Origin of the sequence: Pseudomonas sp. 1928-m (assembly GCF_029269135.1) — a bacterium.
Lineage (GTDB): Bacteria > Pseudomonadota > Gammaproteobacteria > Pseudomonadales > Pseudomonadaceae > Aquipseudomonas.
On the sequence record NZ_JARIXO010000003.1, the window covers coordinates 374,907 to 400,079 of the forward strand.

General features: G+C 61.3%; 25 protein-coding genes. 12 read left to right on the forward strand and 13 right to left on the reverse strand.

The features are described from left to right. Positions 1-49 precede the first annotated feature (49 nt). The 3 genes from pdxA to P3C18_RS13695 form a co-directional block, all read right to left on the reverse strand. A complete protein-coding gene (pdxA, locus tag P3C18_RS13685) occupies positions 50-1,051 on the reverse strand; it encodes a 4-hydroxythreonine-4-phosphate dehydrogenase PdxA (RefSeq protein WP_275962397.1) in 1,002 nt (333 codons plus the stop codon). Positions 1,052-1,208: 157 nt separating this feature from the next. Then, the gene (locus P3C18_RS13690) at positions 1,209-2,501 is read right to left on the reverse strand and encodes a peptidylprolyl isomerase (protein ID WP_275962398.1); all 1,293 of its coding nucleotides are present in this window, start codon (positions 2,499-2,501) and stop codon (positions 1,209-1,211) included. Continuing rightward, positions 2,482-5,250: an LPS-assembly protein LptD gene (locus P3C18_RS13695; RefSeq protein ID WP_275962399.1), complete on the reverse strand. Its 2,769-nt coding sequence runs from the start codon at positions 5,248-5,250 to the stop codon at positions 2,482-2,484. Before P3C18_RS13695 ends, P3C18_RS13690 begins: the two co-directional genes overlap by 20 nt. A gap of 125 nt (positions 5,251-5,375) precedes the next feature. Between P3C18_RS13695 and P3C18_RS13700 the strand changes: the two genes are divergently transcribed. From P3C18_RS13700 to P3C18_RS13710, 3 genes are read left to right on the forward strand one after another with little or no spacing between them, the layout of a single operon-like run. Beyond that, on the forward strand, positions 5,376-6,392 hold the full coding sequence (locus P3C18_RS13700) for a phosphotransferase (RefSeq protein WP_275962400.1): 1,017 nt from the start codon (positions 5,376-5,378) through the stop codon (positions 6,390-6,392). Continuing rightward, positions 6,389-7,060, forward strand: coding sequence for an N-acetylmuramate alpha-1-phosphate uridylyltransferase MurU (murU, locus tag P3C18_RS13705; protein WP_275962401.1), 672 nt, complete (start codon positions 6,389-6,391; stop codon positions 7,058-7,060). Before P3C18_RS13700 ends, murU begins: the two co-directional genes overlap by 4 nt. A 1-nt stretch (position 7,061) precedes the next feature. After that, positions 7,062-7,823, forward strand: coding sequence for a DnaJ domain-containing protein (locus tag P3C18_RS13710; RefSeq protein WP_275962402.1), 762 nt, complete (start codon positions 7,062-7,064; stop codon positions 7,821-7,823). A 3-nt stretch (positions 7,824-7,826) separates the two neighbouring features. Here the strand turns inward: P3C18_RS13710 and P3C18_RS13715 are convergent, their stop codons facing one another. After that, a complete protein-coding gene (locus P3C18_RS13715; RefSeq protein WP_275962403.1) occupies positions 7,827-8,849 on the reverse strand; it encodes an alpha/beta hydrolase family protein in 1,023 nt (340 codons plus the stop codon). A gap of 136 nt (positions 8,850-8,985) precedes the next feature. Between P3C18_RS13715 and rpe the strand changes: the two genes are divergently transcribed. The 6 genes from rpe to trpC all read left to right on the forward strand — a co-directional run bounded on the left by rpe (position 8,986) and on the right by trpC (position 14,546). Beyond that, on the forward strand, positions 8,986-9,660 hold the full coding sequence (gene rpe / locus P3C18_RS13720) for a ribulose-phosphate 3-epimerase (protein ID WP_275962404.1): 675 nt from the start codon (positions 8,986-8,988) through the stop codon (positions 9,658-9,660). After that, positions 9,657-10,349 carry a phosphoglycolate phosphatase gene (locus P3C18_RS13725; RefSeq protein ID WP_275962405.1) on the forward strand — a complete coding sequence of 231 codons (693 nt, stop codon included), beginning with the start codon at positions 9,657-9,659 and terminating at the stop codon, positions 10,347-10,349. Before rpe ends, P3C18_RS13725 begins: the two co-directional genes overlap by 4 nt. Positions 10,350-10,580: 231 nt before the next feature. Beyond that, the gene (trpE, locus tag P3C18_RS13730) at positions 10,581-12,059 is read left to right on the forward strand and encodes an anthranilate synthase component I (protein ID WP_275962406.1); all 1,479 of its coding nucleotides are present in this window, start codon (positions 10,581-10,583) and stop codon (positions 12,057-12,059) included. Positions 12,060-12,070: 11 nt separating this feature from the next. Beyond that, the gene (locus tag P3C18_RS13735; protein ID WP_275962407.1) at positions 12,071-12,664 is read left to right on the forward strand and encodes an aminodeoxychorismate/anthranilate synthase component II; all 594 of its coding nucleotides are present in this window, start codon (positions 12,071-12,073) and stop codon (positions 12,662-12,664) included. Next, positions 12,664-13,713 (forward strand): anthranilate phosphoribosyltransferase, encoded by a 1,050-nt coding sequence (trpD, locus tag P3C18_RS13740; RefSeq protein ID WP_275962408.1) that lies wholly within the window; start codon positions 12,664-12,666, stop codon positions 13,711-13,713. Before P3C18_RS13735 ends, trpD begins: the two co-directional genes overlap by 1 nt. Next, the gene (trpC, locus tag P3C18_RS13745) at positions 13,710-14,546 is read left to right on the forward strand and encodes an indole-3-glycerol phosphate synthase TrpC (protein ID WP_275962409.1); all 837 of its coding nucleotides are present in this window, start codon (positions 13,710-13,712) and stop codon (positions 14,544-14,546) included. Before trpD ends, trpC begins: the two co-directional genes overlap by 4 nt. Before the next feature lie 62 nt (positions 14,547-14,608). Here the strand turns inward: trpC and crp are convergent, their stop codons facing one another. Continuing rightward, positions 14,609-15,253, reverse strand: coding sequence for a cAMP-activated global transcriptional regulator CRP (gene crp, locus P3C18_RS13750; protein ID WP_136664372.1), 645 nt, complete (start codon positions 15,251-15,253; stop codon positions 14,609-14,611). Positions 15,254-15,486: 233 nt separating this feature from the next. On the opposite strand from crp, the gene P3C18_RS13755 reads away from it, so the two are divergent. Continuing rightward, entirely contained in the window at positions 15,487-15,912 is a 426-nt protein-coding gene (locus P3C18_RS13755) for an OsmC family protein (RefSeq protein ID WP_275962410.1), read from the forward strand. 69 nt (positions 15,913-15,981) lie between these two features. Here P3C18_RS13755 and coq7 read toward each other — a convergent pair whose 3' ends face one another. The 3 genes from coq7 to P3C18_RS13770 form a co-directional block, all read right to left on the reverse strand. Beyond that, positions 15,982-16,629, reverse strand: a complete 648-nt coding sequence (gene coq7 / locus P3C18_RS13760; protein WP_275962411.1) for a 2-polyprenyl-3-methyl-6-methoxy-1,4-benzoquinone monooxygenase — start codon at positions 16,627-16,629, stop codon at positions 15,982-15,984. Positions 16,630-16,695: 66 nt separating this feature from the next. Then, entirely contained in the window at positions 16,696-17,529 is an 834-nt protein-coding gene (locus P3C18_RS13765) for a formylglycine-generating enzyme family protein (protein WP_275962412.1), read from the reverse strand. Then, positions 17,514-17,852 carry a histidine triad nucleotide-binding protein gene (locus P3C18_RS13770; protein ID WP_275962413.1) on the reverse strand — a complete coding sequence of 113 codons (339 nt, stop codon included), beginning with the start codon at positions 17,850-17,852 and terminating at the stop codon, positions 17,514-17,516. Before P3C18_RS13770 ends, P3C18_RS13765 begins: the two co-directional genes overlap by 16 nt. Before the next feature lie 57 nt (positions 17,853-17,909). On the opposite strand from P3C18_RS13770, the gene P3C18_RS13775 reads away from it, so the two are divergent. Continuing rightward, positions 17,910-19,391, forward strand: a complete 1,482-nt coding sequence (locus P3C18_RS13775; RefSeq protein ID WP_275962414.1) for an AAA family ATPase — start codon at positions 17,910-17,912, stop codon at positions 19,389-19,391. A gap of 9 nt (positions 19,392-19,400) precedes the next feature. Here P3C18_RS13775 and P3C18_RS13780 read toward each other — a convergent pair whose 3' ends face one another. The 5 genes from P3C18_RS13780 to hemJ all read right to left on the reverse strand — a co-directional run bounded on the left by P3C18_RS13780 (position 19,401) and on the right by hemJ (position 23,972). Next, on the reverse strand, positions 19,401-20,192 hold the full coding sequence (locus tag P3C18_RS13780) for an SDR family oxidoreductase (protein WP_275962416.1): 792 nt from the start codon (positions 20,190-20,192) through the stop codon (positions 19,401-19,403). Between the two features lie 57 nt (positions 20,193-20,249). After that, complete coding sequence (locus tag P3C18_RS13785; protein ID WP_275962418.1) at positions 20,250-21,194, reverse strand: DUF805 domain-containing protein; 945 nt, start codon at positions 21,192-21,194, stop codon at positions 20,250-20,252. A 106-nt stretch (positions 21,195-21,300) separates the two neighbouring features. Then, positions 21,301-22,563 (reverse strand): alanine racemase, encoded by a 1,263-nt coding sequence (locus P3C18_RS13790; protein WP_275962419.1) that lies wholly within the window; start codon positions 22,561-22,563, stop codon positions 21,301-21,303. Further along, complete coding sequence (locus P3C18_RS13795) at positions 22,560-23,522, reverse strand: nitronate monooxygenase family protein (RefSeq protein WP_275962420.1); 963 nt, start codon at positions 23,520-23,522, stop codon at positions 22,560-22,562. The genes P3C18_RS13790 and P3C18_RS13795 overlap by 4 nt, the downstream gene beginning before the upstream one ends. A gap of 21 nt (positions 23,523-23,543) precedes the next feature. Further along, a complete protein-coding gene (hemJ, locus tag P3C18_RS13800) occupies positions 23,544-23,972 on the reverse strand; it encodes a protoporphyrinogen oxidase HemJ (protein WP_275962421.1) in 429 nt (142 codons plus the stop codon). Between the two features lie 146 nt (positions 23,973-24,118). Here hemJ and argC point away from each other — a divergent pair, with 146 nt between their 5' ends. After that, positions 24,119-25,153, forward strand: coding sequence for an N-acetyl-gamma-glutamyl-phosphate reductase (gene argC / locus P3C18_RS13805; protein ID WP_275962422.1), 1,035 nt, complete (start codon positions 24,119-24,121; stop codon positions 25,151-25,153). The last annotated feature ends 20 nt before the right edge of the window (positions 25,154-25,173 follow it).

Sequence of the window (25,173 nt, forward strand, 5' to 3'; positions counted from 1 at the left end):
CGTCAGTTTAACAGCATTGACGACGTACGCCCCGTGCCGGGCGTGGCAGTCAGGCGCTTTTCACTTGGCTGGCGGCCATTTCATACGCCGTTTGCAGGGCTACCTGCAGGCTGCCGCTGTCGATCTTGCCGCTACCGGCCAAATCCAGCGCGGTGCCGTGATCAACCGAGGTGCGGATGATGGGCAGGCCCAGGGTGACGTTTACCGCCGCGCCAAAGCCTTTGTATTTGAGCACTGGCAGGCCCTGGTCGTGGTACATGGCCAGCACCGCATCGCAGTGGTCGAGGTGTTTGGGGGTAAACAGGGTGTCGGCTGGTAGCGGGCCGGTCAGGTCGATACCTTCGCTGCGCAGCTGCTGCAGGGTGGGCTCGATTACTTCGATCTCTTCCCGGCCCAGATGGCCGCCTTCGCCGGCATGCGGGTTGAGGCCGCAGACCAGAATGCGCGGCCGGGCGATGCCGAATTTCGTGCGCAGGTCATGGTCGAGAATTCGTGTGACACGGCTTAGTCGCTCAGGGGTGATGGCCTCGGCCACATCCTTGAGTGGCAGGTGTGTGGTCACCAGCGCCACGCGCAGGCCGTGAGTGGCGAGCATCATCACCACCTGCGCGGTATGCGTCAGTTCGGCGAGAAACTCCGTATGCCCCGAGAAGGCAATCCCGCTTTCGTTGATCACGCCTTTGTGTACGGGGGCGGTAATCATTCCGGCGAAGTGCCCGTCGAGGCAGCCCTGGCCGGCGCGGGTCAGGGTTTCTAGCACATAGGGTGCGTTGCTTGGGTTCAGCTGGCCGGGTGTTACGGGGGCGGGTAGCGGGGTATCCCAGACATACAGGCTGCCGGCTGGTGCGGCCTGCTGCGGCCAGGCTGCGGGACTGACGCTGATCAGCTGGATGTTCAGGCCTAGCAGTTTCGCGCGGTCGGCCAGCAGCTGCTGACTGGCTATCGCGATGATCGGGTGTGGTTGTACTTCGCGCGCCAGCAGCAGGCACAGGTCAGGGCCTATGCCTGCAGGCTCGCCGGGAGTCAGTGCGAAAAGGCGTGGCGTGGTCATTGATGGGCTCTCCGTGGCTTTGCGCCAACTCTGTTAGTGCGACGGCGGATAGTAAAGAGGCGCGTTGTTCGCGGGCGAAAAAAAGCCCGGCTCTGCGTGTGCATAAAGCCGGGCTTGATCTGTTGCGTACGCTAGCTGCGTTCGCCTGCTAGGCCGATCAGAGTTTGCTCTCGACGTAGGCTTCGTCGCGGATCTGCCGTAGCCAAGCTTGCAGTTCCTCATCGTACTTGCGGTTACGCAGTACAGTCATCGCCTGCTGCTCGCGGTACTGCGCGCTGCTGTCCGTGGCGCGGCGGCCCATGACTTCCAGGACGTGCCAGCCGTAAGGGCTTTTGAAGGGCTTGGACAGCTCGCCTGCCGGCGTGTTGTTCATCACCTCGCGGAACTCGGGCACCAATACGTTCGGGTCGATCCAGCTCAGGGTGCCACCGTTCAACGCCGAGCCTGGGTCTTCAGAGAAGTTCTTCGCCAATTCGGCGAAGTCTTCCCCGGCCAGGATGCGCTGGTACAGGCGTTCAACCAGGCGCTTGGTTTCGGCTTCGCTGCGGATTTCGCTGGGCTTGATCAGGATGTGGCGAACGTTTACTTCGTCACGTACCTGGCTGTCGCCGCCGCGTTTTTCCAGCAGCTTGAGCATGATAAAGCCGCCGGGCGTACGCATCGGTTCAGTCACCTGGCCAACCGGCAGGGCGCTGAGCATGCTGTCGAAAGGCGGTGGTAGTTGCCCAGCTTTACGCCAGCCCATTTCGCCGCCTTCCAGCGCGGTTTCACTGGCCGAGCGGGCAATCGCCAGCTGGGCAAAATCAGCGCCCTGCTGCAGCTGCTGATACAGATCGCGGGCCTGACGGTCAGCTGCCTGAATGTCTTGAGGGGAGGCACCTTCGGGTACTGGGATCAGGATGTTGGCCAGGCGGAACTCTTCCGACAGCTGCATCTTGCCCATGTCCGAGGCGAGAAAGTTCTGCACTTCCTGGTCGGTTACCTGAATGCGTTCTGCCACGCGGCGTTGGCGCACACGGCTGATGATCATCTCGCGGCGTACCTGGTCACGCGCATCGGTGTACGACAGGCCGTCCGCCTCCAAGGCGGCGCGGAACTGCTCAATGCTCATGCCATTGCGCTGGGCAATGGTGCCGATGGCCTGATTCAGTTCTTCGTCGGTAATCCGAATACCTGAGCGTTCGCCGATCTGCAGCTGGATGTTCTCGATAATCAGGCGCTCAAGCACCTGCTGGCTGAGTACGTGCTCAGGCGGCAAAGCCGCGCCGCGCTGGGTGATGGTCTGCTGCACTTCACGCAGGCGTGAATCGAGCTGGCTTTGCATCACCACGTCATTGTCGACAATTGCTACAACGCGGTTGAGTGGTCGGACCTCAGCCTGTGTCGCAGTGCCCAGGAACAGCGCGCCCAGCAGCAGCGGGCGCACGCAATCAGAAAGCTTTATCTTCACGTTCACGATAACCTTGAATGCCTTGGTCGAGGAAAGTCTCAACTTTATTGCCGACTACACCGCCCAGACCTTTGAGTACGATCTGCAAGAAGATGCCGCGATCAGCCTGGTCGTTACGCGATGGGTTCAGGCTGACTTCGTCATAGTCGATCCAGTAACGGTTGATCAGGCGCAGTTTCCAGCAGCAGCTGTCGTACTCGAAGCCGGCGAAAGCCTCCAGAGTACGGTCGCGACCATAGTCATACTGCCAGCGGGAAATCACGCTCCACTGCGGAACGATCGGCCAGATAACCGAGAAATCGTGCTGGCTGATCTTGTAGTAGTCCTTGATGTATTCAGGCGAACCTGGGGTGCCGTAGTCGCCACCACCTACTACCCAGTTACCGCTGGCTTCGTCATAGCGCACGCTGTCATTGCGATAGCGATAGCCGGCGTTGATCACCTTGTTTGGGTTGTCTTCTGGCTGGTAATGGAACATCGCGCTACCCGAACGGGTGCTGCCGCTATCCGGGTCCCAGTTGAAGTCCGAGGAAAAGCGCCAGTCGCGGTTAAAGCGATAGAGGTACTCAAGGGCATAGGGCGAGACTGATGCGGTTGCATCGCCGCGGGTGCGGTAATCAATGCCTGGCATCTGTACCTGGCGGTCTTCGAAGTAGAAGGCCTGACCGATGCTGAAGCGCTGACGCTCAAAACCGTTTGGCTCAATCCAGCGGTTGGTTACACCCAGAGACAGTTTGTTTTCGTCGCCGATGCGATCCTTGCCGGAGAAACGATTTTCACGCCATAACGATGAATAGCTGAAATTGCTTTCGCCAGTGTCAAAGACTGGGATGTCGGTTTGGTCTTCCTCAGGGACATAGAGGTAGAACAGGCGAGGCTCCATAGTTTGCCGGAACTGCTGGCCGAACCACTGAGTGTCGCGATCAAAGTACAGGCCGCTGTCGAGACTAAACATTCCTATGCCGCGGCTCTGGCTGCTCTTGTATGTTTGCTCGTCTAATAGGCTGTCTTTGCCTTGTTGATCGATGTTTAGGTCATAATTTGTCTGGAGGTATTTGATCTGTGGTGTGGCATAACCCCAGCTCCAGCTTAGTGGAAGGCGGGCGGCTGGCTCGACATGTATGCGTTCGCCGTTGCTGCGAGCAAGACCGCGCAGGCGCTCGTCGTACCAGTCTTCCAGTAATCCGTTTTCATCAGAGAATTGGCCGTTGCGTAAGTTACGGTCGAATCGAACGTACTCGGCCCCGTAGCTCAGGTTTAGCCCGGCTGGCTCGAAAGGAAGCTCGCCTTCCAGTGCCAGTTGCGGCAGTCGGTTATAAGGTGTGATATCGGTGATATTGGCCAGTTCGTAAGCATGCACGTTCAGTTGTGCGGTATAACTATCACCCCGATAGGTCAGGGTGCCTCGCTGATTTACATAGCTGGTGGAGCTGATTCCGAGGTCGCTTTCCAGGTCCTGAAAGTAGTACGGATCGCTGATGTCGGTGTAGTCCACTTCTGCCAGCAGGCGTGAGGTCATGCCGGTTTTGTGTTGCCAGCGGTACATCCAGCGTTGGTCTTCGTACTCCGACTGCAGTTTGCGGTCATCGTTGCTGTCGTCGAGATACGCACCGCCAACTTGGCCTTCGCTGTTCTTGGTTAGGTAGCGGAACTCGCCTTCCATCATCAAGCCGCGATCACTCATATAAGTCGGGTACAGCGTGGCGTCGTAGTTCGGCGCCAGGTTGAAATAATACGGCGTTTGCAGGGTCAGGCCGTTATCGCTCGAGCTGCCAATGCTCGGCGGCAGAAAGCCGGACTGGCGGCGGTCATCAATCGGGAAGTAGATATAAGGTGTGTAGAACACCGGAATATTCTTCACCCGCAAGGTGACGTTGGTCGCGGTGCCGAAACCGGTGGCCGGGTTCAGGGTGATGTTGTTGCCCTTCAGGTGCCAGGCGTTACTGCCAGGCTCACAGCTGGTGTAGGTGCCGTCTTTCAGGCGGATAATCGCGCTTTCTTCACGCTTGGCGTACAGCGCGTTGCCGCGAATATGGCTCTTGTGCAGCACGTATTCGGCGTTGTCGACTTTGGCTTCACCGTTGTCCAGCTGCAGCTCGGCGCGGTCACCCACGACCAGCATGCCTTGATCTCGCAGGCGCACATTACCGATCAGCTCACCGCGGTTTTCCGCCTGACGCAGGTTGGCTTCGTCCGCCTCGACCTGCATGCCTGCCTGGCGTAGGACGACATCACCGGCGAGGGTGGCGACCTGCTCTTCCTGCTCATAGCGCGAGGCTTTGGCCGATACGAACATCGGCGCTTCATCCATCGGCGTCTTGTCGTCCATGCCCGGACGCATCGGCTCTATGTACGCGCCTGCGCAGTAGGGGCCGGCTTCTGCCAATTGAGCGGCGCTGAGATTTTCTCGCGGCACCCAGTCCAGGTGGCTGAAATCGGCACTGCGCGATGCGAGGCCTTTGCCACGGCTTTCAGTCACCAGGGTCGCTTGCGCGGCTTTTCCCTGAGGTGCTTCGGTGCCACTTTCGCCAGCTTTGTTGCTGGCGACCGAATCACGTTGTACTGGCCGTGCTGGCAGTGCAGCATTGCTGGTCTTTGGGGCGCATGCCCAGCCGCCGGTGGCGGAAACCTGGCAATCGTACTGCTCGGCAGCGATAGCAAAAGGAACGGCTAAAGGTTGTAGCGCCAGAAGGCTGCCAGTGACCAGTAGAGGGAATTTTTTACGAAACGCGGGGTATTTTACTGCCATCTTATTTTTTCCGGGCTTCCTGCGCGCCATTGGCCCTGAGGCCGCACGCCTCTCGATGGGCTTGAAAAGATGCTGGATAATAAAGCATGACCCGCGCAACGGCTAGCGCCGTCGGAGACCTTGTAATGCCTGATGAAGATGTACGCTTAAAACTTCTCGAAAACTGGCTGGATCAGCAGCTGTCTGGGCTGTTTGCCGAGCAGGGCTGGGGCGCTGTACCGGCCGCCACGCTTACCTCTGCCAGCAGCGACGCCAGTTTTCGTCGCTATTTCCGCTGGCAAGGTGCCGGGCGTAGCCTGATTGTGATGGATGCGCCGCCGCCGCAGGAAGACTGCGCGCCCTTCGTCAAAGTGGCACATTTGCTGGCTGAGGCGCGGCTCAATGTGCCGCAGATTCTTGCCGCTGACCTTGAGCGAGGCTTTTTATTGCTCAACGATTTAGGCCGACAGACCTATCTGGATGTGATCAACGAAGATAACGCCGACGCGCTGTTCGCCGATGCGCTGCAGGCGTTGTTGGCCTTTCAGCAACTGCCGATGAGCACGCCGCTGCCCAGCTACGATGACGCGCTGCTGCGGCGTGAGTTACAGCTATTTCCCGAGTGGTATGTGCAGCGTCACTTGGGTATCGAATTCAGCGCGCAGCAGCAGGCCCTGTGGCAGCGCGCCAGTCAGCTGTTGATCGACAGCGCCCTGGCGCAGCCCAAGGTGCTGGTGCATCGTGACTATATGCCGCGCAACCTGATGCTCAGTGAGCCGAATCCGGGCGTGCTGGATTTTCAGGATGCGGTCTACGGCCCGGTTACCTATGACGTCACTTGCCTGTTCAAGGATGCCTTCCTCAGCTGGCCCGAGGCGCGCGTGCGCGGCTGGCTGGAACAGTACTGGCAGCAGGCGCGTGAGGCGTGTGTGCCGGTTCAACCGATATTGGATGACTTCTTGCGTGCCAGCGATCTGATGGGTGTGCAGCGCCACCTCAAGGTGATCGGCATCTTTGCGCGCATTTGCCATCGTGATGGCAAGCCCAAGTACTTGGGGGATGTGCCGCGGTTCTTCTCCTATATAGATGCAGTACTGGCGCGGCGGCCGGAGCTTGCCGAGTTGGCTGAATTGCTCGGCAGTCTGCCGCGGGAGTCTGTATGAAGGCGATGATTCTGGCCGCCGGCAAAGGTGAGCGGCTGCGCCCGCTGACCCTGCATACCCCCAAGCCATTGGTGCGTGCGGCCGGCGTGCCCTTGATTGAATACCACGTGCGCGCGTTGGCGGCGGCCGGATTTACCGAGCTGGTGATCAATCATGCCTGGCTGGGGCAGCAGATCGAGGATTACCTGGGCGATGGATCGCGCTTCGGCGTCAGCATTGCCTATTCCGCTGAAGGCGAGCCATTGGAAACCGGTGGCGGAATCTTTCAGGCGCTGCCTTTGCTAGGCGACCAGCCCTTTGTGCTGATCAATGGCGATATCTTTACCGACTACCCCTTTGCCGAGCTGCGCCGGCCGTTAAGCGGCCTAGCCCATCTGGTGCTGATCGAGAACCCTGGCCATCACGTCAAAGGCGACTTCTGTTTGCAGAAAGGACGGGTCACGGATGCGCAAGAGGGGCAGGACAGCCTGACCTACAGCGGCATGGCGCTGTTATCGCCTGCGTTGTTCGCCGGTTGTGAGGCAGGCGTGTTCTCGCTTGCACCCTTGTTGCGCGCGGCGATGGCGGTGGGACAGGTGAGTGGTGAGCGGTTTGACGGCTGCTGGGTGGATGTAGGTACTCACGAGCGCCTGGCTCAGGTCGAACGGCTACTTGAGGCGCGCGGCTAATATGCTCTGGCCGGCGACCCTATTGGGGGCTGTTACCGGGCTGGCGGTGGCGAGTATTCCGGGGGCCATGCTTGGCGGGCTGCTGGGTCAAGTGCTCGATCGGCGCTTGCGCCTGCAGTCCTGGGCGGCCTTGCGTGAGCGCCTGGGCGGTCGCGCCGAGGTGCGTGATGAGTGGCTGCTATTTGTGCTTCTGGGGCGTTTGGCCAAGAGCGGTGGTCGTGTGCTGCCGGCGCATATCCAGCAGGCGAAGGCGGAAATGCAGCGCCTGGGGCTGGATGTTGAGGGGCAGCGTCAGGCGATAGCGGCTTTTGCTCGGGGCAAGACCGGGCGCGACAGTTTGCGTGCGCCGTTGCACCGACAGCGTGAGCGCAGCGAAATACTGCTGCGTGCCTGTTGGCGGATGGCCTGGGTGGATGGTCAGGTCGGTCAGGCCGAGCGCGAACTGATCATGCTCTGGGGCAAGTGGCTGCAGGTTTCATCGGCTACCCAGGCGCAGTTGAGTGACGCCTACGCGCCGCAGCAGGGGCCGCTGGTCTCGACGGCCAGCAACGCCTATCAACGCGCCCTGAACCTGTTGAATGTAAACGCCGATGCCGAGCCTGCGCGGATCAAGCAGGCATATCGGCGCTTATTGAGTCGCCATCATCCGGACAAGCTGGCGGGCAGCGGCGCCACGCCGGAGCGTGTGCGCGAGGCGACTGAACGTACCCGTGAGCTGCACCAGGCCTATGACCTGATTCGCCAGCGTCACGGCTTTCGCTAGGCTCTATTTCGCCTGCAACTTCAGCGTTAGCCAGCCGCGAATGCGGCGGTAGAGCTGTTCCTGCTCTGCTTCGCGGTTGCCCGGCAGGGCCTTCATGGCGATCTGTATATAGGCGGGATGCTTCTGCCGTTTGCTGGCCTGCGAGCGTTTCAGTGCGGCCTGGCGGTCGGCGGGCAGGTCCTTGTAGTAGAAGTCACCGGTGGCCAGCTGCAGTTGCGGAATCAGTTCATCCAGTGGCGGGGTATAGCCGGCGGGCAATTGTGCGGCGACCAGCAGGAGATTCTGAATGTTGGCTGGCTTGCGCTCTGCCAGGTAGCGCGCGGCCCAGTAGGCGCCACTGCCGTGGCCGAGTAGCACGATGGTCTTGGCTTGTTGTTGCTCGGCAAAGTCAATGGCCGATTCGATGCGTGCCAATACGCGCTGGGCATGGGCTTTCTGTTGCGCTTCGATGTTTTTCACTTTGCTTGCCGCTGTTTCGGCGCTGTCGAGTTGGCTACTGCTGGTTTGCGCGCTGGCTTCATCGGTGGCGGGGTTGTCCTCGGCACTTTCCTCTGCCGGTGCCTCTGTGGTGTCGGCCGCAGCGTCTTCTGGCGCTGGCTCGGCGCTGCGCAGTGGCGGTGCATCGCTATTGGGGTCAGGCAGGGTCAGGCTGAGGCTGTGCCAGCCGCCGTTGGGTAGCTTGCTGCGCAAGGGGCCGACGCTTTGCGGCCAGTCGGCGTTTTCATCGTCGCCTGGCAGGATGATTACCGCACCGCTGGGCTCGGCGACATTGGCCGGCAGCCATAGGGCAAGAAAGCGTTCATCGCCCGCCTGCAGTTGCTGCTGCTCCTTTTGCTCCAGCCGCTGCTCCAGTGCGGTGGCCTCAACCTCACTGCGCTCGGCTAAGGGTGCGCGTATTTCTTCCGTCGGCTCGGTTGGGGCGTCCGTAGCGGCGGTGGCTTCTTCTGCGGGCGTTTGTTCTTCCGCTTGTAGTGGGCTGATGACTAACAGCAGGCTCAGAGCAAGGGCGGCGGGGCGCGAAAACATGGGGCTCTCCAGCAAACATCGGGTCTCAGCAGCCTAGCCTTTTCCACCCGGCTTTGTCAGGTGTCGCTCACCCGCGCCAGGCCTTGGATCGGGCTGGTACAATGCGCGCCTTCCGTGAATGCCACCGAGGTGCGTTATGCAACCCTTCGCCATTGCTCCGTCGATTCTTTCCGCTGACTTCGCTCGCCTGGGTGAGGAAGTGGACAAGGTGCTCGCCGCCGGCGCTGACATCGTGCACTTCGATGTAATGGACAACCACTATGTGCCGAACCTGACTATCGGCCCGATGGTCTGCGCTGCGCTGCGCAAATACGGCATCACCGCGCCCATCGACGCGCACCTGATGGTCAAGCCGGTGGATCGTATAATCGGCGACTTTATCGAGGCCGGCGCCAGCTATATCACCTTCCATCCTGAGGCCAGCGAGCATATCGACCGCTCCCTGCAACTGATCCGCGATGGTGGCTGCAAGGCCGGCCTGGTGTTCAATCCAGCCACCCCGCTGGACGTGCTCAAGCACGTGATGGACAAGGTCGACATGATCCTGCTGATGAGCGTCAACCCGGGCTTTGGCGGGCAGAAGTTTATTCCCCATACCCTGGAAAAACTCAAAGAAGCGCGTGCGCTGATCGATGCATCCGGGCGTGAAATCCGCCTGGAAATCGACGGTGGGGTGAATGTGCAGAACATTCGCGAAGTCGCTGCGGCAGGCGCCGATACCTTTGTCGCCGGCTCGGCGATCTTCAATCAGCCGGACTACAAAGCCGTGATCGACGCCATGCGCGCCGAGCTGGCCCAGGCGCGCGGGTGAGTCTGCTGCGCGAGCTGTTCCAGGGCGAGTTGCCGCGCCTGGTGATGTTCGACCTGGACGGCACCCTGGTGGACTCGGTGCCGGATCTGGCCGCGGCCATCGACAAGACCTTGCTATTGCTCGGTCTGCCGGTAGCGGGCATCGAACAGGTGCGCGATTGGGTCGGCAATGGCGCGCGGGTGCTGGTGCGCCGCGCCCTGGCCGGCGGCCTGCAGCATGAGCATATAGATGAGGCTCGCACCGAGCAGGCGCTGGAGCTGTTTATGCAGCACTACGCCGAAAGCCACGCCCTGACCCAGGTCTATCCTGGCGTGCGGCCCACCCTGGATTGGCTGCGCGAGCAACGGGTCGAGCTGGCGATTGTCACCAACAAGCCCGAGCGTTTCGTCGCGCCGCTGCTGGATGAAAAGGGTCTGGGTGGCTATTTCCGCTGGATTATCGGCGGCGACACCCTGCCGCAGCAGAAACCCGACCCGGCGGCCTTGCTGCATGTGCTGCAGCTGGCGCGGGTGGAGGCGGCGCAGGCGCTGTTTGTCGGTGACTCGCGCAATGATGTGCTGGCGGCCAAGGCAGCTGGCATCATCTGCGCGGCCCTGAACTACGGCTATAACCATGGTCGGCCGATTGCCGAGGAGAATCCGGCGCGAGTGTTGGATAATCTGTGCGAGCTATTGCCGGTTACCGCGTAGCCGGGGCTTGCGGGTTGATTCGCTTCCGGCCCTGCGCTAGTGTGGCCGAACTTCAATCCCGCCTGAATTAAGAGAGCTTCGTGGTGGTTACCTGCACGCGCTGGTCGGCAAGCACCGACATGAAAATCATCAAGGCCCTGGCCCGTTGGCGCTGGCGCCCCTGACCTGATCTTGGCCGCCTAGGCGGCGCGTTTGCACACGACCGTATTACCTCAAGCCACGAGGCTGCTCATGACCCGCGAAGAATTTCTGCGTTTAGCCGCTGCCGGCTATAACCGCATTCCTGTTGCCTGCGAAACCCTGGTGGATTTCGACACTCCGCTGTCGATCTACCTGAAGCTGGCCGATGAGGCCAATACCTACCTGCTCGAATCCGTCCAGGGCGGCGAGAAGTGGGGGCGTTACTCGATCATCGGCCTGCCGGCCCGCACCGTGCTGCGTGCCTATGGCCATGAAGTGCTGATCAGCGTCGACGGTGTCGAGGTCGAGCGCCACCAGTGCGAAGACCCTCTGGCCTTTGTCGAGCAGTTCCAGGCGCGCTACAAGGTGCCAACCTTGCCGGGCTTGCCGCGCTTTAACGGCGGCCTGGTTGGTTACTTCGGCTATGACAGCGTGCGTTATGTCGAGCCCAAGCTGGCCAAGGGTGTGAATCCGGACGCACTGGGCACCCCGGATATCCTGCTGATGGTCTCCGATGCGGTGGTGGTGTTCGACAACCTGGCCGGCAAGATGCACGCCATCGTCCTTGCCGACCCGGCCCAGGCCGATGCGCTGGAACAGGGCCAGGCGCGCCTGCAGGAGATCCTGCACAAGCTGCGTCAGCCGATTACTCCGCGCCTGGGTGTAGATCTGGCTGCGCCAGCGGGTGCCGAGCCGGATTTCATTTCCAGCTTTAAACGCGATGACTACGAAAATGCGGTCAAGGCGATCAAGGAGTACATCCTCGCCGGTGACTGCATGCAGGTGGTGATCTCCCAGCGCATGTCGATCCCGTTCAAGGCTGCGCCGATTGATCTGTACCGTGCGCTGCGTTGCATCAATCCTACGCCCTATATGTACTTCTTCAACTTCGGCGACTTCCATGTGGTTGGCAGCTCACCGGAAGTGCTGGTGCGTCTGGAAGATGGCCTGGTCACAGTGCGGCCGATTGCCGGCACCCGCCCGCGTGGTGCCAGCGAAGAAGCTGACCTGGCCCTGGAAGAGGACCTGCTGTCCGATGCCAAGGAAGTCGCCGAGCATCTGATGCTGATCGACCTGGGCCGCAACGATGTCGGTCGGGTTGCCAGCACCGGCAGCGTCAAGCTCACCGAGAAGATGGTGATCGAGCGCTACTCCAACGTGATGCATATCGTCTCCAACGTCACCGGCCAGCTCAAGCAAGGCCTGACGGCGATGGACGCCCTGCGCGCCATCCTGCCGGCCGGCACTCTGTCCGGTGCGCCGAAGATTCGCGCGATGGAAATTATCGATGAGCTGGAACCGGTCAAGCGCGGCGTCTACGGCGGCGCGGTGGGCTACCTGGCCTGGAACGGCAATATGGACACCGCCATCGCCATCCGCACTGCGGTAATCAAGGACGGCGAGCTGCACGTGCAGGCCGGTGCCGGCATTGTTGCCGATTCGGTGCCGGCCCTGGAATGGGAAGAAACCCTGAACAAGCGTCGCGCCATGTTCCGCGCCGTCGCCCTCGCCGAACAGACTGCCGAATAAGGGGTTGCGCCATGCTTTTGATGATCGATAACTACGACTCCTTTACCTACAACGTGGTGCAGTACCTGGGTGAGTTGGGCGCCGATGTGCATGTAATCCGCAACGACGAACTGTCGATTGCCGAGATCGAAGCGCTGCAGCCCGAACGTATCGTGGTGTCGCCCGGCCCTTGCACGCCGACCGAAGCCGGGGTGTCTATCGAGGCCATTCTGCATTTCGCCGGCAAGCTGCCGATTCTCGGTGTGTGCCTCGGCCACCAGAGTATCGGCCAGGCCTTCGGCGGCGATGTAGTGCGTGCACGTCAGGTGATGCACGGCAAGACCAGTCCGGTATTCCATAAGGACCTGGGCGTATTTGCCGGCCTGAACAACCCGCTGACCGTAACCCGCTACCATTCCCTGGTGGTCAAGCGCGAAACCCTGCCGGACTGCCTGGAAATCACCGCCTGGACTCAGCACGAGGATGGCTCGGTGGACGAAATTATGGGCCTGCGCCACAAGACCCTGCATATCGAGGGCGTGCAGTTCCACCCTGAGTCGATTCTTACCGAACAGGGCCATGAGCTGTTTGCCAACTTCCTCAAACAACAAGGAGGCCTGCGCTGATGAATATCAAGGAAGCCCTCAATCGGGTGGTCAGCCAGCTCGATCTGTCGACCGAAGAAATGCAGAGCGTGATGCGCGAGATCATGACCGGCCAGTGCACGGATGCGCAGATCGGCGCCTTCCTGATGGGCATGCGCATGAAGAGCGAGACCATCGATGAAATCGTCGGCGCGGTCTCGGTGATGCGTGAGCTGGCCAGCCATGTCCACCTGCAGACCCTCGACCACGTGGTCGACGTGGTTGGCACCGGTGGCGATGGCGCGAATATCTTCAACGTGTCGACCGCTGCGAGCTTTGTCGTCGCCGCCGCTGGCGGCAAGGTGGCCAAGCACGGTAACCGCGCAGTATCCGGCAAGAGCGGCAGTGCCGATCTGCTTGAGGCTGCCGGTATCTACCTGAGCCTGACGCCGGAGCAAGTGGCGCGCTGCATCGAGAATGTCGGCGTCGGTTTTATGTTTGCCCAGGTGCATCATTCGGCGATGAAGTACGCAGCGGTGCCGCGCCGTGAACTGGGCCTGCGCACCATCTTCAATATGCTCGGCCCGCTGACCAACCCGGCCGGGGTCAAGCATCAGGTGGTCGGCGTGTTCAGCCAAGCGCTCTGCCGACCGCTGGCCGAGGTGCTCAAGCGCCTGGGAAGCCAACATATCCTGGTGGTGCATTCGCGCGATGGCCTGGATGAGTTCAGCCTGGCCGCCGCGACCCATGTGGCGGAACTGAAGGATGGCCAGATCACTGAGTACGAAGTGCTGCCGGAAGACCTCGGGCTGAAGAGCCAGAGTCTGATTGGTCTGGCAGTGGAAAGCCCGGAGGCCTCGCTGGCGCTGATCCGCGATGCCCTGAGCAAACGCAAGACCGACGCCGGGCAGAAGGCCGCCGATATGATCGTGCTGAATGCCGGCGCAGCGCTGTACGCGGCTGACCTGGCTGCTAGCCTCAAAGAAGGCGTGCAACTGGCCCATGACGCCTTGCACACCGGGTTGGCCTGGGAGAAATTGCAGGAGTTGGTGTCCTTTACCGCCGTATTCAAAGAGGAGAATGCCGGGTGAGTATTCCAACCGTTCTGGAGAAGATTCTCGCGCGCAAGGCTGAGGAAGTGGCGGCTCGGCGCAGTATCGTCAGCCTGGCTGAAATCGAGCAGCAAGCCCGCAACGCCGATCCGGTGCGCGGTTTTGCCGAAGCGCTGATCAGCCAGGCCAAGCGCAAACAGCCGGCGGTGATCGCCGAGATCAAGAAGGCCTCGCCGAGCAAGGGCGTGCTGCGCGAAAACTTCGTCCCGGCCGAGATTGCCCAGAGCTACCAGAGCGGCGGTGCGACCTGTCTGTCGGTGCTGACCGATGTCGACTTCTTCCAGGGCGCGGATCGCTACCTGCAGGAAGCCCGTGCGGCCTGCTCGCTACCGGTGATCCGCAAGGACTTTATGATCGATCCCTATCAGATCGTTGAAGCCCGCGCCTTGGGTGCCGATTGCGTGCTACTGATCGTCTCGGCGCTGGAAGACGCGCAAATGGCCGAGTTGGCGGCGACTGCCAAGGCATTCGGTCTCGATGTGCTGGTGGAGGTGCACGACGGCGATGAGCTGGAGCGTGCACTGAAAACTCTGGATACGCCGCTGGTGGGTATCAACAACCGCAACCTGCACACCTTCGAACTCAGCTTGGAAACCACCCTCGACCTGCTGCCACGGATTCCTCGTGATCGTCTGGTGGTGACCGAGAGCGGCATCCTCAACCGTGCCGATGTCGAGTTGATGGAAATCAGCGAGGTGTATGCCTTTCTGGTCGGCGAGGCGTTTATGCGCGCCGATAATCCGGGGGCTGAGCTGGAGCGTTTGTTCTTCCCCGAGCGCAAGCGGGTGATTGCTGCGCCTGATGTGGACTGATACCACCAAGCCATAAAAAAGCCGACGCATGCGTCGGCTTTTTTACGTCTACAGCATGCGGTTTAGCGCGTGCCGAACACCACCATGGTTTTGCCTTTGACGTTGACCAGGCCCTGTTCTTCTAGGGCCTTGAGTACGCGACCAACCATCTCGCGGGAACAGCCGACGATACGGCCGATTTCCTGGCGGGTGATCTTGATCTGCATGCCGTCTGGGTGGGTCATGGCGTCGGGCTGCTTGCACAGATCGAGCAGGGTGCGCGCAACACGGCCGGTGACATCCAGAAAGGCCAGGTCGCCAACCTTGCGCGTGGTGTTGCGCAGGCGTTCGGCCATCTGGCTGCCCAGGGCATAGAGAATGTCCGGGTCCTGCTGAGTCAGCTCGCGGAACTTGGCGTAGCTCAGCTCCGCCACTTCGCACTCGGTCTTGGCGCGCACCCAGGCGCTGCGTTCTTTCTCGGTGCCGTCCTTCTCGAACAGGCCCATTTCTCCGAAGAAATCGCCGGAGTTTAGGTAAGCGATGATCATTTCACGACCATCATCGTCTTCGATCAGGATAGTGACCGACCCTTTGACGATGAAGAACAGCGTTTCGCAGCGATCGCCCGCATAGATGATGGTGCTCTTGGCTGTGTAGCGACGGCGGTGGCAATGCGCGAGAAGCTTGTCGAGATTTTTTATTTTAGGTGTGAGGGTAATAGCTACCATGCCTGAATCCCGAATTTATAAAGGTAAGCCGTTGTGCGGCTGAAGTTCTAATAATAGTTATCTGTACAAGTGTGCCAGTAATTAGCTATCAGCTTAACCACCAGTCCAAGACTAGGTGTTGTTTTGCGACTTGGCTAACACTCAGCGGCGAGCTTTTGGCTCTCTTGGCACCCAAAGAGCTTGTAACGGTGCTGTGCTAAGCTGCTTTCCTTTTTAACAGCGGAGCCCGAGTAATGAAAGCGCGTATTCAGTGGGCCGGCGAAGCCCTGTTTATCGGTGAGTCGGGCAGCGGCCATGCAGTGGTAATGGACGGCCCGCCAGAGAGCGGTGGACGCAACCTGGGTGTGCGCCCGATGGAGATGGTGTTGATCGGTTTGGGCGGTTGCAGCAATTTCGATGTGGTCAGCATCCTGAAAAAATCCCGGCAGGCGGTAGAGAGCTGTGAAGCCTTTCTGGAGGCTGAACGCGCCACCGAAGAGCCCAAGGTATTCACCAAGATTCACCTGCACTTCGTGGTCAAGGGCCGTGGTTTGAAGGAGGCTCAGGTCAAGCGTGCGGTTGAACTGTCGGCCGAGAAATACTGCTCGGCCTCGATCATGCTGGGTCGTGGTGGCGTCGAGATCACCCATGACTACGAAATTATCGAGCTGGGCGCGTAAGCCGCAGCAGATATCCCACGACATGAAAAAGGGCACCGCGGTGCCCTTTTCTGTGCCTGTGAGTTAGCCCTAGACCCGGTAGGTGGTGCTGGTCATCACCTTGGCCAGCAAGCTCATGCCGAACTTTACCGGTGCCGGGAAGCGCAGGCCGCCGGCATTCAGGGCGTTGCAGGCATGCTGTTCTTCATCGACGCGCATCTGTTCGAGAATCGCGCGGGATTTCTGGTCTTCCAGCGGAATCTGCTGCAGGTGTTCATCAAGGTGTTTGACCACCTGATCTTCGGTGGCGGCAACAAAGCCCAGGCTGATCTTGTCGCTGATCAGCCCGGCGGCCGCGCCGACACCAAAGGACAAACCGTAGAACAACGGATTGAGAATACTCGGCTGGCTGCCCAGCTGGCGGATACGCTGCTCACACCAGGCCAGATGGTCGATCTCCTCATCGGCGGCATGCTCCATGGCTTTGCGCACCTGGGGCAGCTTGGCAGTCAGGGCCTGGCCCTGATACAGCGCCTGGGCGCAAACCTCGCCGGTGTGGTTGATGCGCATCAAGCCGGCGACATGCTGGGCCTGCTGTTCGTCCAGCTCGGCTTCTGGTTGCACGATGGCCGGTGATGGCCGGCTTGGCTGGCCGCTAAAGGGCAGCAGAGTGCGCAGCGCGGCATCGGCTTGCAGTAATAGGCGATCAACGGGGGAAAAGTGACGTTCGCTGGCCATAGGGACCTCCGGCGATGACTACGGCGGCCAGTTTACTGCAAACACGGGCCGTCGGCTTGATCGAGATCAGGGCAGCTCGCGCAGCACACGAAAACCCAGTGCGTAGTCCTTGTGCTGCGGCTGTTTCATATCGCGCTGGCTGCTGCGCAGGTAGCTCGGGCCGCTGTTCCAGGCGCCGCCGCGCACCACCCGCGGGCTTTTGTCGAGCAGGCTGGCCGCCTGTTGCTCGCTGCCGTCGAAGGGGCTGGAGAAACGCGAGGCGGTCCATTCCCAGACATTACCGGCGGTGTCATGCAGACCGAAGGCATTGGCGGCGAACTGGCCGACGCGTTCGGTCTTACTCTGAATCAGCCTCGAGGTGGCGCAGCCACGGCAATGCGCGCGCGGCCGGGTTTCTGGGCTGTCGAGCTGCTCGCCCCACCAGTAGTAGCTGTCAGTGCCGGCGCGGGCGGCATACTCCCACTCGGCTTCGGTGGGCAGCCGATAACGCTGGCCGGTGACCTTCGACAGCCACTGGCTGTAAGCCTGGGCCTGGTGCCAAGACACATGGATCACCGGTCGCTGCGCCGACAGTCCCCAGCCCTCGTTGTCCGGCATTGCTGTGGCGGTGGCTTCGGCGTAGTGCTGCCAGTCGGCAAAGCTGACTTCGTAGCGGCCGATGGCGAACGGCTGGTTGATTTCGATGGGCGTAAGCGGGCGCTCGTTATGGTTGCCACGGCCGCTGTGGTCACCCAGCAGATAACGTCCGGCGGGCACTACAACCAGCTGCGGCCCTTGCTGGCCCTTGGGCAAGGCGTCGCTGAACACGCTGCCAGGCATATGCGCGTGCGCGGGACTGCCAATCAGCAGGGCGAGCACGGTCAGCGCGCCGAGTAATGCACGACTCAACCCGGTGGCCATGCCATCTGCCGCTGACCCAGTACGTGCATATGGATGTGGTGCACCGTCTGGCCGCCCAGGTCATTGCAGTTCATCACCACGCGAAAGCCTTCCTCGCAGCCTTGCTCCGTGGCCAGGCGTTGCGCGGTGAAGAGAATATGTCCAGCCAGCGGCTTGTCCGCCTCACTTAGGTCATTGAGGGTGCTGATGTGCTTTTTTGGGATAACCAGAAAGTGTACGGGTGCCTGCGGGCCGATATCGTGAAAGGCAATCACCTGATCGTCTTCATAAAGCTTGCGCGCCGGTATTGCACCAGCGACGATCTTGCAAAATAGACAGTCCATGGACAGTCTCCTGGCCGGTATTTAACGAGGCCCGAGTTTAGTGGACAAGGAGCGTGGGTGAAAAACGATATTCATGATCTGGGCTTGGTGCTGGATTCCAAGACCAAACTGGTGCTGATCGAGTCCTGGGATGAGCTGCGTGTGCTGGAAACCCTGACCAGCCTTGCGGTGCGCCGCAGTCTTGGCTTGCAGCTGTGGTCGGTGACTGAGGGTTTGCAGCGTGTGGGGTTTTCCATTCAGGAGCCCGTCGACAGCGCCACCCTGGAGCCGGAAACCGCCCTGCGTCTGATCAAGGCTGACACTCAGCCGACGCTGTATGTGATGTGCGATCTGCATCCATTTCTTGAGGACAACCCCAAGCTGGTGCGTCTGCTCAAGGAAATCGCCATGAGCGAGCAGCCCAGCAAGCCGACGCTTGTGCTGGTTTCCCACGCCTGCAAACTGCCGCCGGAAGTGCAGCGCTATGCATCGCGCTTCAGTCTTTCGCTGCCCTCCGAGGAAGAGTTGTTGGCCATCGTGCGCGATGAGGCCACTGCCTGGAGTGCGCGCAACCGCAATGCCCGGGTGCGCACCGATAACCGCACCTTGCAGCAGGTGGTGAAGAATCTGCGCGGCCTTAGCCATGCCGAGGCGCGTGCGCTGGCGCGCAATGTAATCTGCGATGACGGCGCGATTACTCAGGAAGATTTGCCGGAGCTGAACAAGACCAAATTCAAGCTGCTCGATCTCGATGGCGTGCTGAGTTTCGAGTACGACACCGCACGTTTCGCCGAGGTCGGCGGGCTGAGCAACCTCAAGCGCTGGCTGGGTGAACGGCAAAGCATCTTTCTTGAAGGTAAAGGTGTCGATCTGCCCAAGGGCGTGCTGTTGGTTGGCGCACAGGGCGGCGGCAAGAGCCTGGCCGCCAAGGCCATCGCCGGCCTGTGGGGCTTGCCCCTGCTGCGTCTGGACTTTGCCTGCCTGTACAACAAGTTCTTCGGCGAGACCGAGCGCAACCTGCGCGAAGCCTTGAAGCTTGCCGAGCAGATGGCGCCTTGTGTGCTGTGGATGGATGAGATCGAGAAGGGCCTGGCCAGTGGTGATCACGATGGTGGCGTCAGCCAGCGGGTGCTCGGCACCCTGCTGACCTGGATGGCCGAGCGCAAGGCGCCGGTCTTTATGGTGGCCACCGCCAACGTGATTTCACGGCTACCGCCAGAGCTGGTGCGCAAGGGGCGTTTCGATGAGCTGTTCTTTGTCGACCTGCCGGATGCGGCGGTGCGGGCCGAGATCTTCCGTATTCATCTGGCGCGGCGTGAGCTGGAAGTGACGGGCTTCGATCTGACGCAACTGGCGGCGGCTTGCGATGGTTTTTCCGGCGCGGAAATCGAGCAGGCGGTGGTCAGTGCTCTGTATGCCGCACAAGCCCAGCAGCAAGCGGTCAATCAGGCATTGCTGCTGCAGAGCATCCAAAGCACCGCGCCGCTGTCGGTAGTGATGGCCGAAGACCTTGCCGCCCTGCGCGCCTGGGCGGATGGGCGCACGGTCAATGCAGGTTAAAGCAGCCGCTTAGATTGGCTTGCCGAACTGGCGATTGAGCCGTGCGCTGATGCGCCGTACCAGCCAGCGCGGCCCTAGCCTAGGGCTGAGGGCTAGCAAGCGGTTACGCCAGCCGGGGATGATGATCGCGCGGTTTTTCTCCAGCGCCTTGACGGTGATCAGGGCCACTTCTTCGGCGCTCATCATCAGCTTGCTGCCTTGTAGCGCATCACTGTTCATGCGTGCCGTGCGGAAAAACGCGCTGCGGGTTGGCCCCGGGCAGAGTACGGAGACTTTAACGCCGTACTCTTTCAGCTCTTCGCGCAGGCCTTCGGAAAAGTGCAGCACGTAGGCCTTGCTTGCGTAGTAGTTGCTCATGCCCGGGCCTGGCTGAAAGCCGGCAACCGAGGCGACGTTGAGAATCTGCCCACTGCCTTGGCCGGCCATGATGGTGCCGATGGCGTGGCAGAGGCGGGCGAGTGCGAGGATATTCAGTTCGATCAGTTGCTGTTCGCGAGCCCAGTCCTGAGCCACGTAAGCGCCTGAGGTGCCGATGCCGGCGTTGTTTACCAGCAGGTCGATACTGCGCTCACCTTGCTCCAGCTCATGCAGCAGGCCGCTGACCTGCAGTGGCTGGCTGAGGTCGCAGACGCGGAACAGCACCTCTACGGAAAAACGTTGCGTCAGCTCGCAGGCAATACTTTCCAGCGCATCGCGCTGGCGCGCCACCAGAATCAGGTTGCGACCTCGCCGGGCCAGAGCTTCGGCCAGGGCCAGGCCAATGCCGCTGGAGGCTCCAGTGATAAGCGCGTAACGGGTCATAGGGTTCTCCGTGATGGGGCCTTTCGACCCCATGTACCGCGCAAGGTTGCCAGTGGGTTACAGGCCAGCGTTGGAATAGCCCATATAGGCTGGTATCGCGATGGCGGCCACGATGCCGAGGACGATGATCGCCACCCAGAGCAGGGCGAGGATTTTCACCGCACGGCTATTTGGTGGTGGCGGTGGACCAAAGCGGTTGGCGGCGGTGCTGCCGGGGATGATAAACATCAGCAGCGAGAACACCCCGCCAACAATCGGCACCAGGGTGACCAGCAGCAGCCAGCCCGACCAGCCGATATCATGCAGGCGCTGCACACCGAACATGATGCCGACCACCGCCACGGCGATACCCACCACGACCATCAGCAGGCCGCCAAGAATTTCCGAAGCGGCGAAGAAACCGCCAGCGATACCGAACAACGGCAAGCAGGCCAGCATCAGCACCATCGACCAGGCCAGGTAGCGCAAGCGACCGATGCGTCCGTCGGTAGTAAAGGCCTTCAGCTCGCCGAATTCCGGCAGGGTTTCTGCCACGGCCGCTTTCGGTGTGGCGTAGGGCGTGGCCGCGGCGCTGACCACTTCAGGCGGGTTTTCCGCGAGCATGGCCTGGCGGGCGATAAATTTCTCGATAACGATGCCGCAGGCCGAGCACTCGATGGCTTTGCTTTGCTGGTGACCGCACTTGGGGCAGGTCATCGGTACGTTGCTTTCAGCTTCGCTGCTTTCCGTACGGTGATCATCGGTCTCCACCAGGCTCAGGCTGGCGGCCAGGTCCTGCTCCTTGCGCACTTTGGCGCCGGCGCTTTGCAGGGCCTTGAGGTACTGGTCGGCTTCGTTCTCGCTGAGGTCGCGCTTGATATCGACATTGCCGCCGCTAAACAGCGAGTTGATCCGGGTCTGGTCGCTCTTGAACAGGCGGGCGAGGTTTTCTTTGGCAGTTTCCAGGCTGACGTCGGGCATCAACTCGCCGTTGAACACAATCTTGAAGCGGGCTTGGGGCATGTCGGCGTCCTTGTCGGTGCCAGAATGGAGTTGCGCTACAGACTAGCCGGCCTGCAGGCCAGTAAACAAGCTGCCTGCGTGCAAATGTGCAGGGCCTAGAGACGGTTCACGCTCTGTTGGCGGACCAGCTGCCAACCAAGCGACCGTTGCGCAGCAAGTAGAGCTGGTTGAACAACTCGAACAGACCTTCCGAGCGTTGTGGGCGGAGAAACACCCAGTCATCGACCTGTAAGCCTGTGCCGGCTGAGCCGATCAGGCGCTCCTGGTTGGCGCTGCGGCCATACAGGGCGTCATAGCTGACCCCGGCCGGGGACACCGGGGTTGCCGGCCATTGCCCGCCATACAGGTAATAAGCCTGCTGGCGATTAGGGTTCCAGCGCCGCAGCAACTGGTGCGAGCTGTCGAGAAATGGCAGCTGCCCCGGTAGCGCCTTGAGCACCGGGCTGGCAATCCACAGGGCGGCTTGTTGGGCGGCCAGTAGATCGCTGTCGAAATCGCTGGGTTTGAGCAGCGCGGAGCCGACCGCGACTTCATTCAGCGGTGTATCGAGTGTGGCATGCAGGGCATAGGTCAGGCTGCCTGCACCATTGAGCAGCGGCTGTTGCGGCCACAGCTCGTTGAATGCCGCAGCGCTGGCGATAAACGCGCGGTAACGCGCAGCGCTCTGGGCAAAGGCACTGCTTTGCCCGGTCCAGAATGGTGTATGGGCGAGGTGCGCGTCATAACCCATCAGGCCGCGCACGCGTAGCCGGTTGGGCGTATTACGCAGCCAGGTGAGTGCGGCGCCAAGTTCTGCGGGAGTGGCAAAGCCGCCACGGGCCAGGCCGATGTCGATTTCAAAGGCAATCTGCAGCGGCTGGTTAAGGGCATTGGCCAGGGCTGCGTACTCCTGCAGACGGGTCTGGCTATCGATCAGCCAGGTCAGCTGCTCGGCTGGGACAAAGCCGCTGCCTTGCGGTAACTGCTGGTAGAAACTTAGTGCGGCGGCACTGGGCAAGGGCTTGCCAAGCAGCAGATCGGATTGAGGAAAGCTCAACGCCAGTTGGTTGATCTGCGGCTGGTGGAACACCATAAAGCGCTGCGTGCCGAGCTTCTTCGCCAGGTAGTCGAGCAAGCCGGTGGAGGCCAGCGACTTGGCCACCAGACGCAGCGGCAGTTGGCTACCGAGCTGACTCGCCAGCAGCTCGGCGTTCTGATCGAGCCGGTCGAGATCCACCACCAGCAACGGCAACCCGGCCCCTGCACGCCGCAGCAATTGGTTGAGTGCAGCAAAGTAGGGTGTGTGCGGTTGGCCGAGATCACTCGGGCGCAGCGCCCAGCCACCTAACAGCCCCAGCGCGCCGAGACCGAGCAGGTTGCGTCGTTTCATCGCGCCCAGCGTTGTTGCAGCTGCAGGCTGTGTGTGAGGGCCGCGCGGTATTCGCTGTCGAGGCGGGCGATCAGCTGCTCGACGCTGGGCAGGTCGCGGATATTGCCGACGCCCTGGCCGGCCGACCATACGGTTTTCCAGGCTTTGGCTTCTTCGTCCATGGGCTTGAGCTTCTCGCCGTAGTTGACCTCGCCTTTATTCTGCAGCTGCTTGAGGTCGTAACCGGCCAGCTCCAGGCTCTGGCGCATAAAGCTCGCCGGTACGCCGGAGACCGCCGGGGTGTGGATGATGTCGGCGGCTTTGGCGTCAAGAATCATCTGCTTGTAAGCGGCGGATGCGGCGTTTTCCTGGGTAGCGATCAGGCGCGTGCCGAGGTAGGCGAGGTCGGCGCCAAGCAGTTGGGCGGCCAGCACTTCGTGGCCCTGGTTAAGGCAGCCGGCCAGCAGCAGGGTCTTGTCGAAGAACTGGCGGATTTCGGCGATCAGCGCAAACGGGCTCCAGGTGCCGGCATGTCCGCCTGCGCCGGCGGCCACCGCGATCAGGCCGTCGACGCCCGCTTCGGCGGCTTTCTCGGCATGTCGGCGGGTGGTCACGTCGTGGAACACCAGGCCGCCGTAGCTGTGCACGGCGTCTACCACTTCTTTTACTGCGCCGAGGCTGGTGATCACGATGGGCACGCGCTGCTCAACGCAGATCGCCAGGTCCGCCTGCAGGCGCGGGTTGCTGCCGTGCACAATCAGGTTGACCGCATAAGGCGCGGCATCGCTGCCCAGGCCGGCTTCGATCTCTTGCAGCCAGTCCTTGAAACCGCTGCTGTCACGCTGGTTCAGCGCCGGAAAGCTGCCGACGATGCCGCTGTTGCAGCAGGCCAGTACCAGTTGCGGGTTGGACACCAGAAACATCGGCGCGGCGACGACGGGCAGGCGCAGGCGTTGTTCGAGCAGGGCTGGCAGCGACATGCAGTAATCCTCTTGGAGTATTTAGAAAGGGCGAACCACGACCAGAATGACAATGCCGAGCAAGGCCAGCACGGGCGCCTCATTGAACCAGCGATAGAACACATGACTGCGCTGGTTCTCGCCGCGGGCAAAGGCCTTGAGCTGGGCGCCGCACATAAACTGATAGATCAGCAGCAGTGCCACCAGGCTCAGCTTGGCGTGCATCCAGCCCTGGTTGAAGTAGTAGCTCGGGTTAAGGCTGATCAGCCACATGCCCAGGCCGACGGTAAGAATCAGCGACGGCCACATGATCCCGCGATACAGCTTGCGCTCCATGATGCAGAAGCGCTCGCGGCTGACGTCGTCGGTGCTCATGGCGTGGTAGACGAACAGGCGCGGCAGGTAGAACAGGCCGGCGAACCAGCAGACCATGGCGATGATGTGCAGAGCCTTGAGCCACAGATAAAGCATTGCGCGTACTCGTTGCAGGAAAGTGCCCCGATAGTAGTGGGCATGACCGCCTCCGTCATCACTGACGGCGCTCAAGTGTTGGCCCCTGGCCGAAGCGGCCGTATCATCGGCAGCTTTCCACTGCTGGTATTGCAAAGGGGCAAGTGATGATCAAGGTCGGAATCGTCGGCGGCACGGGGTATACCGGTGTCGAGTTGTTGCGTTTGTTGGCGCAACACCCGCAAGCGCAGGTCGAGGTGATTACTTCGCGCTCCGAGGCCGGCATGCGTGTCGACGAGATGTACCCGAACCTGCGCGGCCATTACGACAGCCTGGCCTTCAGCGTGCCGGACGTGGCCACCCTGGGGGCTTGCGATGTGGTGTTCTTCGCCACGCCGCATGGTGTTGCCCATGCCCTGGCCGGCGAGCTGCTGGCCGCCGGGACCAAGGTGATCGACCTGTCAGCCGACTTCCGTCTGCAGGATGCTGACGAATGGGCCAAGTGGTACGGCCAGCCCCACGGCGCGCCGGACCTGCTGCCGGAAGCGGTTTACGGCCTGCCGGAAGTCAACCGTGAAGCGATCAAGCAGGCGCGTTTGATTGCTGTGCCAGGCTGCTATCCCACTGCCGCGCAGCTGGCGCTGATTCCGCTGTTGGAGGCCGGCTTAGCTGATACCACGCAACTGATCGCCGATTGCAAGTCCGGGGTCAGCGGTGCTGGTCGCGGTGCGAGCGTGGGTTCGCTGTTCAGCGAAGCCGGCGAGAGCATGAAAGCCTACGGGGTCAAAGGCCATCGGCATCTGCCGGAAATTCGCCAGGGCTTGCGCCGGGCTGCCGGTAAGGATGTTGGCCTGACCTTCGTGCCGCATCTGACGCCAATGATCCGTGGTATTCACGCCACGCTTTACGCCACGGTGGTCGATCGCTCGGTGGATCTGCAGACGCTGTTCGAGAAGCGCTATGCCAGCGAACCCTTCGTCGATGTGATGCCCGCCGGCAGTCACCCGGAAACCCGCAGCGTGCGCGGTGCCAACGTCTGCCGGATCGCCGTGCATCGGCCGCAGGATGGTGATCTGGTGGTGGTGTTGTCGGTCATCGACAACCTGGTCAAAGGCGCGTCGGGTCAGGCGGTGCAGAACATGAATATCCTCTTCGGCCTCGATGAGCGCCTGGGCTTGTCCCACGCGGCCATGCTGCCTTGACGGCGGGCTGGGAGGTTCGC

Excerpts from the sequence above, each read along its gene's own strand:
- rpe (WP_275962404.1), top strand. The coding sequence starts at position 8,986 with ATGCAACCCTTCGCCATTGCTCCGTCGATTCTTTCCGCTGACTTCGCT.
- trpE (WP_275962406.1), top strand. The coding sequence starts at position 10,581 with ATGACCCGCGAAGAATTTCTGCGTTTAGCCGCTGCCGGCTATAACCGC.
- murU (WP_275962401.1), top strand. The coding sequence starts at position 6,389 with ATGAAGGCGATGATTCTGGCCGCCGGCAAAGGTGAGCGGCTGCGCCCG.
- P3C18_RS13765 (WP_275962412.1), bottom strand. The coding sequence starts at position 17,529 with ATGGCCACCGGGTTGAGTCGTGCATTACTCGGCGCGCTGACCGTGCTC.
- P3C18_RS13785 (WP_275962418.1), bottom strand. The coding sequence starts at position 21,194 with ATGCCCCAAGCCCGCTTCAAGATTGTGTTCAACGGCGAGTTGATGCCC.
- P3C18_RS13755 (WP_275962410.1), top strand. The coding sequence starts at position 15,487 with ATGAAAGCGCGTATTCAGTGGGCCGGCGAAGCCCTGTTTATCGGTGAG.
- P3C18_RS13710 (WP_275962402.1), top strand. The coding sequence starts at position 7,062 with ATGCTCTGGCCGGCGACCCTATTGGGGGCTGTTACCGGGCTGGCGGTG.
- pdxA (WP_275962397.1), bottom strand. The coding sequence starts at position 1,051 with ATGACCACGCCACGCCTTTTCGCACTGACTCCCGGCGAGCCTGCAGGC.
- crp (WP_136664372.1), bottom strand. The coding sequence starts at position 15,253 with ATGGTAGCTATTACCCTCACACCTAAAATAAAAAATCTCGACAAGCTT.
- P3C18_RS13780 (WP_275962416.1), bottom strand. The coding sequence starts at position 20,192 with ATGACCCGTTACGCGCTTATCACTGGAGCCTCCAGCGGCATTGGCCTG.
- P3C18_RS13715 (WP_275962403.1), bottom strand. The coding sequence starts at position 8,849 with ATGTTTTCGCGCCCCGCCGCCCTTGCTCTGAGCCTGCTGTTAGTCATC.
- coq7 (WP_275962411.1), bottom strand. The coding sequence starts at position 16,629 with ATGGCCAGCGAACGTCACTTTTCCCCCGTTGATCGCCTATTACTGCAA.
- argC (WP_275962422.1), top strand. The coding sequence starts at position 24,119 with ATGATCAAGGTCGGAATCGTCGGCGGCACGGGGTATACCGGTGTCGAG.
- P3C18_RS13735 (WP_275962407.1), top strand. The coding sequence starts at position 12,071 with ATGCTTTTGATGATCGATAACTACGACTCCTTTACCTACAACGTGGTG.
- P3C18_RS13695 (WP_275962399.1), bottom strand. The coding sequence starts at position 5,250 with ATGGCAGTAAAATACCCCGCGTTTCGTAAAAAATTCCCTCTACTGGTC.
- P3C18_RS13795 (WP_275962420.1), bottom strand. The coding sequence starts at position 23,522 with ATGTCGCTGCCAGCCCTGCTCGAACAACGCCTGCGCCTGCCCGTCGTC.
- P3C18_RS13700 (WP_275962400.1), top strand. The coding sequence starts at position 5,376 with ATGCCTGATGAAGATGTACGCTTAAAACTTCTCGAAAACTGGCTGGAT.
- trpD (WP_275962408.1), top strand. The coding sequence starts at position 12,664 with ATGAATATCAAGGAAGCCCTCAATCGGGTGGTCAGCCAGCTCGATCTG.
- P3C18_RS13770 (WP_275962413.1), bottom strand. The coding sequence starts at position 17,852 with ATGGACTGTCTATTTTGCAAGATCGTCGCTGGTGCAATACCGGCGCGC.
- P3C18_RS13790 (WP_275962419.1), bottom strand. The coding sequence starts at position 22,563 with ATGAAACGACGCAACCTGCTCGGTCTCGGCGCGCTGGGGCTGTTAGGT.
- hemJ (WP_275962421.1), bottom strand. The coding sequence starts at position 23,972 with ATGCTTTATCTGTGGCTCAAGGCTCTGCACATCATCGCCATGGTCTGC.